The organism is Staphylococcus sp. HMSC14D10 (assembly GCF_001808125.1).
In the GTDB taxonomy this organism is placed as follows: domain Bacteria; phylum Bacillota; class Bacilli; order Staphylococcales; family Staphylococcaceae; genus Staphylococcus; species Staphylococcus haemolyticus.
Window position 1 is genome coordinate 131,765 of sequence record NZ_KV792266.1, and the last position, 13,662, is coordinate 145,426.

At 35.0% G+C, this 13,662-nt stretch carries 12 protein-coding genes; all 12 read right to left on the reverse strand.

Going from position 1 to position 13,662, the window contains the following annotated elements; all coding sequences use genetic code 11:
* Positions 1-8: 8 nt before the first annotated feature.
* The 12 genes from nreA to HMPREF3134_RS09920 all read right to left on the reverse strand — a co-directional run bounded on the left by nreA (position 9) and on the right by HMPREF3134_RS09920 (position 13,649).
* Positions 9-458, reverse strand: coding sequence for a nitrate respiration regulation accessory nitrate sensor NreA (gene nreA, locus HMPREF3134_RS09865; protein ID WP_053025039.1), 450 nt, complete (start codon positions 456-458; stop codon positions 9-11).
* A gap of 20 nt (positions 459-478) precedes the next feature.
* Entirely contained in the window at positions 479-1,162 is a 684-nt protein-coding gene (gene narI / locus HMPREF3134_RS09870) for a respiratory nitrate reductase subunit gamma (protein WP_011274982.1), read from the reverse strand.
* Positions 1,155-1,730, reverse strand: coding sequence for a nitrate reductase molybdenum cofactor assembly chaperone (gene narJ / locus HMPREF3134_RS09875; RefSeq protein WP_070442562.1), 576 nt, complete (start codon positions 1,728-1,730; stop codon positions 1,155-1,157). Before narJ ends, narI begins: the two co-directional genes overlap by 8 nt.
* Positions 1,723-3,276 (reverse strand): nitrate reductase subunit beta, encoded by a 1,554-nt coding sequence (gene narH / locus HMPREF3134_RS09880; protein ID WP_070442565.1) that lies wholly within the window; start codon positions 3,274-3,276, stop codon positions 1,723-1,725. The genes narJ and narH overlap by 8 nt, the downstream gene beginning before the upstream one ends.
* The gene (locus tag HMPREF3134_RS09885; protein WP_070442568.1) at positions 3,266-6,949 is read right to left on the reverse strand and encodes a nitrate reductase subunit alpha; all 3,684 of its coding nucleotides are present in this window, start codon (positions 6,947-6,949) and stop codon (positions 3,266-3,268) included. The genes narH and HMPREF3134_RS09885 overlap by 11 nt, the downstream gene beginning before the upstream one ends.
* A gap of 206 nt (positions 6,950-7,155) precedes the next feature.
* Complete coding sequence (gene cobA / locus HMPREF3134_RS09890) at positions 7,156-8,100, reverse strand: uroporphyrinogen-III C-methyltransferase (RefSeq protein WP_070442571.1); 945 nt, start codon at positions 8,098-8,100, stop codon at positions 7,156-7,158.
* On the reverse strand, positions 8,091-8,405 hold the full coding sequence (gene nirD, locus HMPREF3134_RS09895) for a nitrite reductase small subunit NirD (RefSeq protein ID WP_070442574.1): 315 nt from the start codon (positions 8,403-8,405) through the stop codon (positions 8,091-8,093). Before nirD ends, cobA begins: the two co-directional genes overlap by 10 nt.
* A 3-nt stretch (positions 8,406-8,408) precedes the next feature.
* Entirely contained in the window at positions 8,409-10,820 is a 2,412-nt protein-coding gene (gene nirB / locus HMPREF3134_RS09900; protein WP_053020462.1) for a nitrite reductase large subunit NirB, read from the reverse strand.
* Between the two features lie 235 nt (positions 10,821-11,055).
* Positions 11,056-11,772, reverse strand: a complete 717-nt coding sequence (locus HMPREF3134_RS09905) for a sirohydrochlorin chelatase (RefSeq protein ID WP_053025044.1) — start codon at positions 11,770-11,772, stop codon at positions 11,056-11,058.
* A 192-nt stretch (positions 11,773-11,964) separates the two neighbouring features.
* Positions 11,965-12,786 carry a formate/nitrite transporter family protein gene (locus tag HMPREF3134_RS09910; RefSeq protein ID WP_070442578.1) on the reverse strand — a complete coding sequence of 274 codons (822 nt, stop codon included), beginning with the start codon at positions 12,784-12,786 and terminating at the stop codon, positions 11,965-11,967.
* 141 nt (positions 12,787-12,927) lie between these two features.
* Entirely contained in the window at positions 12,928-13,110 is a 183-nt protein-coding gene (locus tag HMPREF3134_RS09915) for a hypothetical protein (RefSeq protein WP_011274973.1), read from the reverse strand.
* A gap of 59 nt (positions 13,111-13,169) precedes the next feature.
* Positions 13,170-13,649 (reverse strand): SRPBCC family protein, encoded by a 480-nt coding sequence (locus HMPREF3134_RS09920; RefSeq protein WP_070442581.1) that lies wholly within the window; start codon positions 13,647-13,649, stop codon positions 13,170-13,172.
* Positions 13,650-13,662 lie beyond the last annotated feature (13 nt).

Genomic DNA, 13,662 nt, shown 5'->3' on the forward strand with positions numbered 1-13,662 from the left:
TTAAACACCTACATTTCTTCTGAAAATGTCCAAAGCTTGCCACTAATATCCAAAGTTTCATAATCAGGAAGAGGCTTGCCATCTCTCTGACCTAAGAGTAATACACCATACACCTGATTTTTGTAACACAATGGGATAGCTACCATTGCAGTTAGATTTTCGGCAATTAAGATTGGATATTTAATCTTATCTTCTGGTGATAAACTTGCTACTACGTCGGCAATGATCATGCGTTTTCCAGTCTTCATAACCATACCGGCTAGACCTCGCCCTTTACGCAAGATAATCATTTTATAGCGATCATTCAAGTTACCTGAGACATAATGCCATTTAATCGGTGCTGAAGTCATATGATGCTCATAAAGTGCAACCCCTGCAAAATCATACCCTTCACTGACCCTTAGATTATTCAATTGTTGTTGGAAATCCTGTTTTTCAAATACTGGATTCGTAATCACATTTGAATCTCCTCTCATACTCATGAACGTGTTTTATGTTTACGATAAACAATATATCTACGATTAGTATACGATAGCGGTACACTCCAAACATGCACTAAGCGAGTGAATGGCCAACAAGCTAAAATTGTAAACCCAAGTAAGATGTGAATTTTAAAAGATAAAGGAACACTCGTCATCAGACTCGCATCTGGTGAAAATGTAAATAAGTGTCTAAACCATATAGATATCGTTTGACGATAATCAAAATCACTTACCATCGCATTCGTAACTAATGTTGAATAACAACCCATGAAAATAATTAATATTAATAAGAAATTTACAAATATATCAGAAGCTGAACTTAGCTTTCTAACATTTTTAATAGTAATTCGTCGTGCTGTTAATAGTAACATACCAATAAACGTCATTATACCAAAGATACTACCGATGTATACAGCACCAAAATGATACATTTCTTCGCTTACACCTAATCCATCAATCCATTTAGCTGGTATAGCGAGACCTACGACGTGACCAAAAAACACCGGGATGATGCCCAAATGGAATAATAAGCTACCCCATTTTAATTGTTTTTTCTCTAAAAATTCACTCGATTTAGCAGTCCATGAGAATTGATCATATTTATAACGAGCGATGTGTCCAACAATGAAAATGGCTACACACAAATATGGAAATATAATCCATAAAAATTGATTAAGCATGAGATGTCACCTCATTTGGAATTTCTAGACAAGCTTTTAATGTATTTCTTAAAGCACGTATCACATAAGCATAAGGATTGTTATCTTGAGCTAAATGATTTGCCATTTCATACGTACCGTCTTCAATAATCATAATAACTAGTTCAATATTACCTTCTGCTCGTAAATCATTTTGCCATGATGCTACGTGTAAGAATTGGAGCATCAATGGTAGATAATCTGATAACTCGTTATCTACCATTTTCAACCCAAACATTTCATATAACACTTTAAGTTTAGCCAACATTTGGCCTCTTTCTTTTTGAGTGTCAAATTTGTTGTAAGTCATATAAAGCGGTGATTTCTTATTAAAATCAAAGGTATCTGTATATATTGCTTTAATTTCTGACAATGTGAATTGATGCATAATCTCTCTGTATTTTACTAAATCATCATAACCAGGATGAGAGGGCTCAATCGTTTCTTCAAATGTTTTTGGATGAAACGTTAATTTCTCCGGAAAATTAAGCTGCTGAGCGATATAACCAAAACTTTCTTGATAATTATGAAATTGTTGTAAATTAATCACGGAAAATCCCTCCATAGAAATTCTCATTATAAATTTCTTGTCCTGTTTTTTCTGAACCTACTGGAACACCACAGCCTTCACAATTGTCTCCAAAGTATTCGCCACCATACCCTTGGCTACCTTGCGCATGATACGTATCTAAATATGTTTCTTTATGAGATGTTGGTACAACAAAGCGATCTTCATATTTTGCTAACCCTAATAAACGATACATATCTTTAGTTTGAATTTCTGATAATCCAAGTCTTTCTAATTTAGAAGTATCAAACTCTTTACCTGTAACTTGTGAGCGCATGTAACTTCTCATCATAGCCATTTTTTGTAAAGATTCCTTAACAGGTTGAACATCACCGGCAGTAAATAAATTAGCTAAGTATTCTATTGGTAAACGCATTTCTTCAATAGCTGGGAAAATCATATCTGGGTTTTGTCCTGCATTTTTACCTTCAAAATAACTCATGATAGGACTTAATGGTGGGCAGTACCAAACCATAGGCATTGTTCTAAATTCTGGATGTAAAGGAAATGCTAATTTATATTCAATTGCCAGTTTATACACTGGTGAATTTTGAGCTGCTTCAATCCATTCATAGCTAATGCCATCTTTTTCAGCTTGTTCAATCACTTCTTCATCAAATGGATTTAAGAAAATATCTAATTGCTTTTCATATAAATCTTTTTCATTTTCAGCTGAAGCTGCTTCATGAACTCTATCGGCATCATATAATAATACACCTAAATATCTCATTCTACCTGTACATGTTTCAGAACAAACAGTTGGTAATCCAGCTTCAATTCTTGGGAAACAGAATGTACATTTCTCAGCTTTGTTTGTTTTCCAGTTGAAGTAAACTTTTTTATAAGGGCAACCAGTCATACAGTAGCGCCAACCACGACATGCATCTTGGTCAACTAAAACAATACCATCTTCATCACGTTTATACATTGCACCAGATGGACATGAAGCTACACAACTAGGATTTAAACAATGTTCACATAGACGAGGTAAATACATCATAAATGTTTCATCAAATTGGAATTTAATGTCTTCTTCAATTTTTTGAATATTTGGATCTTCTGGACCAGTAATATGTGCACCGGCTAAGTCATCTTCCCAGTTAGGCCCCCACTCAAGATTAAGTTTCTCACCTGAGATAAGTGAGTGCGCTTTAGCAACAGGAGAATGCTTACCTTCTTTAGCAGTAGTTAAATGTTCGTAATTGTATGTCCATGGTTCATAATAATCTTTAATAAGAGGCATATCTGGGTTGTAAAAGATTTTACCTAACGCCATTTTTGTCCAACGACTACCAGATTTAAGTTCTAATTTTCCTTTTTTATTTAAGACCCATCCACCTTTATAATGTTCTTGGTCTTCCCATCGTTTAGGATATCCTACACCTGGTTTAGTTTCTACGTTGTTGAACCACATGTATTCTGCACCTGGACGGTTAGTCCAAGTGTTCTTACATGTTACGCTGCAAGTGTGGCAACCTATGCATTTATCTAAATTTAACACCATTGCAATTTGCGCTTTAATCTTCAAGCCAATTTACCTCCTTCATCTTTCTCACTGCTACATATACGTCTCGTTGATTTCCTATTGGTCCATAATAGTTAAAGTGATAACTAATTTGTGCGTAACCACCTACAAGTTGGGTAGGTTTCAAATGAATTCTTGTTGGTGCATTATGTGAACCGCCACGAGTATCTGTAATTTCTGATCCTGGTGTTTCAATGTGTTTATCTTGTGCATGATACATAAACATTGTTCCTCTTGGCATACGGTGTGATGTGACTGCTCTTGCAGTTACAACACCATTTCTGTTATAAACTTCTAACCAATCGTTGTCATTGATGCCATGCTCATCAGCATCCTCATTAGATAACCAAACGACTGGACCACCTCTAAATAATGTCAACATACGTTCATTATCTTGATATGTTGAGTGTATATTCCATTTACCATGAGGTGTTAAATAACGTAATACTAATGCATCTTGTCCACCTTTAACTTGTTTATCTCTAGTACCAAATACCATTGGTGGTAATGTTGGTTTGTATACTGGTAAACTTTCGCCGAATTGTTGGAATACTTCGTGATCGATGTAATAACTTTGTCTACCTGTTAATGTTCTAAATGGTACGAGTCGTTCTACATTAGTTGTGAATGGAGAATATCTACGTCCATTTTTGTTTGAACCAGGGAACACAGCTGTCGGTATCACTTCGCGTGGTTGTGAAGTAATGTTTAAAAATGAAATCTTTTCAGATGCACGTTCTTTTGAAATGTCTTTTAATTCCATACCTGTTTGATTTTCTAAATCTTCGTATGATTTTTGTGATAATTTGCCGTTAGTAGCTGATGATACATTTAAGATTGCATCTGCTACTTTTCTAGCAGTATCGATACGTGGACGATTATTTCTGACTGATTCAGGGTTCTCATCGTTCCAAGTACCTATCATACTTTTAAGTTCTTCATATTCATCTTTCACGCTGAAGCTTACGCCATGTGCACCAACTTTTCCTTTTTCAAGTAATGGACCTAAAGTCACATATTTATCGTAAATTTTAGTGTAATCTCTATCTACAACTGCGAAGTTTGGCATTGTTTTACCTGGAATGGCTTCAACTTCTCCTTTAGACCAATCTTTAACAATACCGTATTCTGAACCTAATTCCTGTTTAGAATCATGGCCAAGTGGTGTCGTTACAACATCTTTAAATGTTCCTGGCAAGTAATCTTTCGCCATTTCTGAAACAGCTTTACTTAATGTTTTATAAATATCCCAGTCTGAACGTGATTCCCATAACGGATCGATCGCTGGATTAAATGGATGAATGAATGGATGCATATCTGTTGATGACAGATCGTGTTTTTCATACCATGTTGCAGCTGGTAATACGATATCTGAGTACAATGGTGTCGCAGTCATTCTGAAATCTAGTGACACTAATAAGTCTAATTTACCTTCTGTATCTTCACGCCATTGAATTTCTTCTGGTTTGTCTTCTTCGTTAGGTTCAGCCATTAGTCCTGAACGTGTACCTAATAAATGTTTCATAAAGTACTCTTGTCCTTTGGCAGAACTTGAAATTAAATTTGAACGCCATACGAATAATGTTTTCGGGTGGTTCTTTCTTAAATCAGGATCTTCTATCGCAAATTGAGTTTCTCTATTTTTAACTGATTCGATTGCTCTATTTAATATCGCTTCATTAGAGTCATCGCCGGCATCTTTTGCCTCTTCTCCGAATAACAAACTATTCTTATTGAATTGAGGGTATGACGGCAACCAACCTAATCTAGCAGCTGTGACGTTATAGTCAGCTGGGTGTTGATGTTTAATATTATTAGCTAATGGAGATTTTAATTTATCAACATTAGATTCCTCATATTTCCATTGATCAGTCGCAAAATAGAACCAACTTGTACCATTTTGCAGACGTGGTGGTCCTTGCCAGTCTTTGGCAAAGGCTACCGTATTCCAACCTTCTATTGGTCTACATTTTTCTTGTCCAACATAGTGAGCCCATCCACCACCGTTAACACCTTGACAGCCACATAAAAGAACAAGATTTAAAATCGCTCGATAAATCGTATCTGAATTGAACCAGTGGTTAATACCAGCACCCATGATTATCATTGAGCGTCCTTTTGTATCGATGGCATTTTGCGCAAATTCTCTAGCTACTTGTGTTACTAATTCTGGTTTAATACCAGTTACTCGTTGTTGCCATGCAGGTGTATATTTTGATTCAGCATCATTGTATGAAGTTGCTTCTAATTCATGATTAAATCGTTTAATGCCATATTGACTTGTCATTAAGTCATATACTGTCGCTACATACACTTCTTTTCCATCAGCTAATGTTACTTTTCTAGCTGCTATTGGTCTTTCAAAAATACCGTCACCTTGACTATCAAAGTAAGGGAATTGAATTGTTTTTAGTTCGTAAGTGTCGTCTGCCATTGACATCGCTGGATCAATCTTAGAACCATCTTCATTTTCTAATTTTAAGTTCCACTTCTTGCCTTCTTCCCAGCGTTGACCCATTGTGCCATTAGGTACTACAAACTGAAGACTATTCATATCGTGAATGACTGGTTTCCATTCGCTATTTTCACTTTCCATACCTAAATCACTTGCACGTAAGAATCGTCCTGCTTTATAGCCATTGTCATCTTCGTCTAACATAATCACGAAAGGCATATCTGAATATTGTTTTGAATAGTTAATGAACATTTCACTAGGATTATCTTGATAGTATTCCTGTAAAATAACATGTGTCATTGCTTGTGCTACCGCTGCATCAGTACCTGGATTAGGCGCTAACCAGTTATCCGCGAATTTAACATTTTCTGCATAGTCAGGTGCTACTGAAACAACTTTAGTTCCTTTATATCTCACTTCAGTCATAAAGTGAGCATCAGGTGTACGTGTAAGTGGTACGTTTGAACCCCACATAATAATATATGAAGCATTGTACCAATCACTTGATTCAGGTACGTCAGTTTGTTCACCCCAAATTTGTGGTGACGCAGGCGGTAAATCAGCATACCAATCATAAAAACTTAACATTTCTCCACCGAGTAAGTTGATAAATCTTGCCCCTGCAGCATAACTTATCATTGACATGGCAGGAATTGGTGTAAATCCTGCGATTCTATCTGGACCATCCTTTTTAATTGTATAAAGAATTTGTGCAGCAATAATATCTGTTACATCTTTCCAGTTAGCTCGAACATGTCCACCTTTACCACGTGCTTGTTTATACGCTTTTGCTTTCTCTTCGTCTTCAACAATAGATGCCCACGCTGCAATACGATTTCCATTATTTTCTTCTAACGCTGTATTCCATAAATCTAATAATTTCCCTCTAATGTATGGATATTTCACACGAAGCGGACTATATTCATACCAAGAGAATGACGCACCACGCGGACATCCACGAGGTTCAAATTCTGGCATATCAGGCCCACAACTTGGATAATCGATTTGTTGATTTTCCCAAGTGATTACGCCGTTTTTAACAAATACTTTCCATGAACATGACCCTGTACAGTTAACACCATGTGTTGTTCTAACTACCTTATCGTGACTCCATCTTTCACGGTACATTTTTTCCCATTCTCTACTTTTGCTCTCAAGAACTGACCAATTACCATTAAATGTCTCAGTTGGTTTGAAAAAGTTTAATCCAAATTTTCCCATCTATATGAATCCTCCTACCGTTAAAGGTATTAACTTATTCCGATTTGCCGTTTTACTTTTGAATTTATAATGATTGTACAATTTTTCACATTCATTAGGTATTAGGGAATGTCCTAATTCGCATGGGGGAATCCCTAAAAAACAAAAAAGCAGGTAGTGGTACATAACGTTCTAAGAATTCGTTATACCACTCCTGCAAGGATGACTTATAAATTAATATATTTAATTTTATTGTTATTGATTATTTGTGTATATAATTGTTGTTGTGATGGATGGTAACTTTCATCAACTTGCACTAAACAACGATATCCTGTTTCAGATAATTCTTCAGCTTTTAATAAAGCATCTTCTTTCGAACCTTTTATAACATATAATAAATCATCTAAATTTCTTTCATGCTCTTGTTTCAACACTTTATCTTTATCAATATGGTCAACAATAGCACCTAAAATACAAATTCCTGGTTCACCTTCAAGTTCATGTTGTTGTAATTGATGCTCAATGGTGCTTAATTTACCAATGATGACGCTTTGGTTATAACACGTAGCATTAAATACAATTGCTATCGAATAGTTTTCTGAAGTATAAGCTGTGATTTGCTCAATGATACGGCCCAATCGCTTTATCCCCATATAGATGGCTAATGTCCCACCATTAATCAAATTACGTATATCTGTTTCTTGATTGATTGAATCTTTGAAATGACCTGTTGAAAAGGTCACACTAGGTGCTACTGATCTCATTGTTAATCCTAAATCCATTGTTGCAACAGCGGCACTTGCCGAAGTTACACCAGGAACAATTTCATATTCGATTCCATAGTCTTTTAAAGTATTGACTTCTTCAGTAACACGACCGAATATTGCTGGATCGCCACCTTTGAGACGAATGACTGTTTGATACTTTTTAGCCGCTTCAACGATTTTTAAATTAATTTCGTCTTGTTGTATGTGTTTAGCGTAAGGCTTTTTACCTACATCAATGAATTCCGCATCAGCGGGTGCATATTGAAGTATGAGTGGGTTTACTAAACGATCATATAGAATAACTTCAGCTTTCTTAATACATCGTTCTGCTTTTTTCGTTAAAAGATTAGGATTACCAGGTCCAGCACCTATCAAGTAAACCTTTGATTTTTCATCTACAGACATACATAAACGTCTCCATCGATGACTTCAACTGGATATGTTTCAACACATCCAGTATCAGGTTCTTGTACCTCACCACTTCTCAAATCAACCTTTTGATCATGTAGAGGACAATAAACGTAGTCGCCACTTACTGTTCCTTCTGATAATGGCCCTTGTTTGTGAGGACAAATGTTATTAATCGCATGAATGTCTCCACTTTCAGTTAAAAAAATGCCAATTTCCTTACCATCAACAATCACTTTTTTCCCAATCAATGGTGTTAATTCTTCTATTGTAGTTACTTTTACTTTTTCCATAGATTTCATATGTTACACCCTCTCAACTTCAAAGATTTTTCGAGCTTCTTTATCTTCAACGATTGCTTCCCAAGGTTCGCCATGTCCATCAATCGCTTTTTTAGCATCCATAATTCTATCGAATAATTCTTTTTGACGTTCAGGATCCAGTAGTACTTCTTTAACATTTTCAAAGCCTAAACGATTTAACCATGGTGCAGTTCTTTCTGCATATATGCCAGTTTCACGATAATACTGCATTAACGCACCACATAATTGAATAACTTCATCTTCAGTTTCAACGGTAGTTAATAATTTACCAACTGTAACATCTGTACCTCCGTTACCACCGATGTAAATTTGATAACCGTTTTCTACTGAGATAACACCGAAATCTTTAACTCCTGATTCAACGCAACTACGTGGGCAACCAGACACACCCATTTTGAATTTATGTGGTGTGTCAATGTATTCGAATGTTTTTTCTAAACGAATACCTAAGCGTGTAGTGTATTGAGTACCGAATCGACAGAATTCTTTACCTACACAACTTTTAACTGAACGTGTTTTCTTACCATATGCTGAAGCTGAACGCATACCTAAATCTTCCCATACTTTAGGTAATTCTTCTTTCTTCAATCCATATAAACCTACACGTTGAGAACCTGTTACTTTAACTAATGGAACATTGTATTTTTTTGCAACTTCACCTAATCTTATTAATTGGTCAGCATCTGTTACGCCTCCACGCATTTGTGGAATAACAGAGAATGTACCATCATTTTGAATATTTGCATGATAACGTTCGTTTGCGAAGCGTGATTCTTTTTCATCTTGATGGTCATGTGGGTATACCATGTTTAAATAGTAGTTTATTGCTGGACGACATTTTGGACAGCCATTTTTATCTTTAAAGTCTAGTACGTGACGTACTTCTTTAGATGTTTTTAGACCTTTAGCTCTTATTTGCGTAACAATTTGATCACGTGTTAAATCAGTACAAGCACAAATTCCGGTAGGTTTCGCTGCTACAAAGTCATCACCTAATGTGCATTGTAATAACTCGCCAATTTGTCCTTTACATTTACCACATGAATTACCCGCTTTAGTTGCTTTCGTTACTTCTTCCACTGATGTTAATCCTTTAGTCGTAATCGCATTAACAATCGTACCTTTATCTACACCGTTACAGCCACAAATAGTTTCATCGTCTGGCATATCAGCGATAGAAGTTACCGCTTCTTCTCCACCTTTGTACAATAATGATACTAATGTATAGTCTTCTAAAGATTCATGTTTTTTCATCATATTATAGAATCTTGAGCCATCATCTGTATCACCATATAATACTGCTCCGACAACTTGACCATCACTCAAATAGACTTTTTTATAAATATTATCGACACTGTTGAAAATTTCAATACCATGGACATTTTCATTTTCAACAATTTGTCCCGCACTATATAAATCACAACCAGACACTTTTAATGAAGTGAAAGTTGTAGAACCTTTGTACCCTTCTGTTTCTTTTCCAGTTAGGTAGTCAGCTAACACTTTACCTTGTTCATAGAGCGGTGCGACTAAACCATATACTTTGCCGTCATGCTCTGAACATTCGCCAACAGCATAAATATTAGGGTCTGATGTTTGTAAATAATCATTAACAACGATACCTCTATTTACTTCTAGACCTGCATCACGTGCTACTTGAGTAAATGGACGGATACCGACTGCCATGACCACTAAATCTGTTTCGATTATTCTTCCATCCGCCAATTTAATCGCTTCTACATCATCTTTACCAATAATTTCTTTAGAGTTCGCTTGTAACTCGATATTCATACCTTGACGTTCTAAATCCGCTTTAAGCATGCCGCCAGCTTTACGGTCTAACTGCATTTCCATAAGCCATTCTGCTAAGTGTAATACAGTTACTTCCATACCTTGATCCATTAAACCACGTGCACATTCAAGTCCTAATAATCCGCCACCAATAACGACAGCTTTCTTTTTCGTTTTAGCGATTTCAATCATGCGTTCAGTATCTTCTATTGTTCTCCAACCTATAACACTTGGTAAATCTGATCCAGGTATCGGTAATACGAAAGCACTAGAGCCTGTTGCAAATATACAAATATCATAGTTCACTTCAACACCTTTTGATGTTGTTACTGTTTGTGCTGAACGATCAACCGTCTCTACCGGGTCGTTGACGATGAGCTGAATGTTATTTTCTTCATACCATTCATATGGATTCATTATTGTTTCTTCTACAGTCATTTTCTTCTGTAATATATTTGATAACATTATTCTGTTATAGTTTGGATAAGGTTCTTTCCCAATAATTGTAATGTCAAATTGTGAATCTGAACGCTCTAGAATTTCTTCTATCGTTCTTAATCCCGCCATACCGTTTCCAATCATCACTAATTTTTGTTTAGTCATAAAATATGCCCCTTTTATCACTTTAAATTTACTTATTTTCCATTTGCAATTTTTTGTTTTTTAAAATGTTTGATATTCAACATTTGTTTCTTCACTGCTATTCTATAACAGATCCTACTTCAAATGTGATGATTTTCACAAATTAATTAAAAATCGGGGAATTCCCTAATACGTTTAATAACTTGTCCAATTACAATAAAAAACTGAGACAACATAGTGCCTCAGCTTATAAATCCTAATTAAATGTTAATTGCTTTAAACGTTCACTAATAATTTCCTTCAATATATTATCGAAATTAATAGATGGTGTAATATGAAGCGTACCCTGTATATCCATTTCTGAAATGAGTCGTTTTACTTTGTTTACTAGTCGCCCATCATATAAAAACATTGGCACTACAATAAGTTCATCATACTCATTCGAAAGTTGATCCAAGTCATTTCTAAAAGTAATGTCACCATATAGCGTACGACAAAAGATAGGTACAGGTTGATTCATTTTTTCACTAAATTCCTTTAACTCATCATGTGCTTTCGTATATGAGAAACTACCATGTGCGATTAATACAATCGCATAATTAGAGGAGGTAGAAATTTCAACATCTTGAATACGTTTTTCAACTAAATCTACCATATAGTCATGCGTACCAAGCGGTTCACTAATTTCGTAACTTATTTCAGGATGATCTTTTTTGATATTTGATAAAATTTCAGGAACATCGACGATATAATGCATTGCCGAAAAGATCAAAAGAGGTACAACTTTAAATTGAGTTTCACCTTGCTTTATTAAACGACCAATCGTATTTTCAATACTCTTTTCTTCACTTTCAATAAACGCTAATTCATATTCATACGTTTCATCACTTAATAAACGATCTAAGAATTCTCCCAATGCTTTATTTTGATCACCTTTTCTCATGCCGTGTGCCACTAATATATTCGCAACCAATCGCTTCATCCCCTTTATATAAGACTTTAGTGCTTTTAAAATTTGGTCATAAAATGCTTTAATGTTGATTAAAATGATATGTTTTAATCATAATTTAGTCAACTTTTTTCAATAATGTGGTTGAATTAATTCAATAAAAAAGGTTGTGCTATTTACTCATTTAACTTAGTGATAACACAACCCTATTATTGATTACTTAGCTTTTATACTATCACGTGAACCATTTAAATACGCATATACTAAACCAATAAATATACCACCACCGATATAGTTACCAATTAAAGCAAACACAATATTTTTAATAACACCTAACCATGATAGTGCATCTAAATTATAGAACACCATACCTGCGTATAAACCAGCATTGAAGACAACATGTTCATAACCCATGAATACAAACACAACAACACCTACGGCAATAAAGAATGCTCTTGCCAGTCCTTCTTTAAATAACATAGACACGTATATACCAATATTAATAAAGAAATTACAGAAGATCGCTTTAACTAAAATATTTAACCAAGTTGATTCTACCGTTTTCATATGTACTGTCTTACTTAAGCTGGCAATCATTTCTGGCGTCATAATATGCGTCCCTTTCATTAAGAAGAATAATATGAATCCGCCAATAATATTCCCTATAAAACAGAATAAGAAAATGAACAACATCTTATTAATAGTAATGGCTCTATAATACCAGCCGACCGTTAAATACATGAAATTACTAGTTAGTAATTCTGAGTTCGTCAACACAATTAATACTAAAGCTAAACTAAATGCAATCGCACCTAGCAAATTAACTAAACCTTCATTAGTGGCTGCAAATTGCGTTTTAATTGCCAACATAAATACCGTTACGATTGCTAATAAAAAACCTGACACGATTGTTTTCAATGCATATCTACCAGGCGTTTTTGTAGACATAATTTCTTTCGTCTGTACCTGCCCAACAGCAGCTTCTACAATATCACGCGTTGCATGGGTGTCCTCAACCGTTTTATTGTTCTTCAACATATGTATGCCCCCCTGCATCCTTTAAGGTTATGTTTCAATTATATATTTTTTAAAAAAACATGAATAGCTTAAATTTTTTAGGTAAAAAAGTGAGGTAAAATCGTATCATGTAGACACGATTCTACCTCACTTAGTAATTCACTATTTATGTGCTTTAAGTCTTGATAAATAGCGTAAACCTGTAGCAAAAATGCCATAGCCTAGCGCTGTTCTTAAAACATATTTAATTGCACTATTATCAATTGCCTTTGAATTGAGTAGTACTGTTGGTATTAATGTACTAACTGAAAATAAAGCTAGTACTTTTAAATATCTTTCTTTCATATCATCAACCTCATTTCAACTACATTATAACTTAAATATAGTTGAATTTTTTGACATACCTATGACTTTTTTTGTTCCAAGAGTGATTCTAGTTGATCCAATGTAGAATTCATTCCCGCTTCTACACCCATATCAAGTGCTTGTTGCGCCGCATCTTTTGTTGGAAAGATTGAAGTTGACGTTACAAGCGTGCTTTGCGCTGATTCTGAAGTGAAATCAATCAAAATTTGCATCCCAGGTAATGATGTATCTTTCTCACCTTGAGATGTAGCAAAGAAATCTAAGTATTCAATATGATTAGGTTTATCCACCTTTTTATATTCAGTCAATGTGTAACTTGTTTGTTCTGGCATTTCTATCGCAAAGAAGGCATCACCACCGACTACTGGGTTAAAACGAAAAACTTTTGTTTTACCTCCTTGAGGATGAAACCATTGTTCGAATAACGTCTCCGTAGTGTATGCCTCGAAAACTTCATTTATTGGCGCCTCAAACGTTCTATTAAATATAATTTTATTATCTTTTAGTTGAATTGACATTTAAATCCCCCTA

Excerpts from the sequence above, each read along its gene's own strand:
- narI (WP_011274982.1), bottom strand. The coding sequence starts at position 1,162 with ATGCTTAATCAATTTTTATGGATTATATTTCCATATTTGTGTGTAGCC.
- HMPREF3134_RS09885 (WP_070442568.1), bottom strand. The coding sequence starts at position 6,949 with ATGGGAAAATTTGGATTAAACTTTTTCAAACCAACTGAGACATTTAAT.
- cobA (WP_070442571.1), bottom strand. The coding sequence starts at position 8,100 with ATGTCTGTAGATGAAAAATCAAAGGTTTACTTGATAGGTGCTGGACCT.
- nirD (WP_070442574.1), bottom strand. The coding sequence starts at position 8,405 with ATGAAATCTATGGAAAAAGTAAAAGTAACTACAATAGAAGAATTAACA.
- nirB (WP_053020462.1), bottom strand. The coding sequence starts at position 10,820 with ATGACTAAACAAAAATTAGTGATGATTGGAAACGGTATGGCGGGATTA.
- HMPREF3134_RS09910 (WP_070442578.1), bottom strand. The coding sequence starts at position 12,786 with ATGTTGAAGAACAATAAAACGGTTGAGGACACCCATGCAACGCGTGAT.
- HMPREF3134_RS09915 (WP_011274973.1), bottom strand. The coding sequence starts at position 13,110 with ATGAAAGAAAGATATTTAAAAGTACTAGCTTTATTTTCAGTTAGTACA.
- HMPREF3134_RS09920 (WP_070442581.1), bottom strand. The coding sequence starts at position 13,649 with ATGTCAATTCAACTAAAAGATAATAAAATTATATTTAATAGAACGTTT.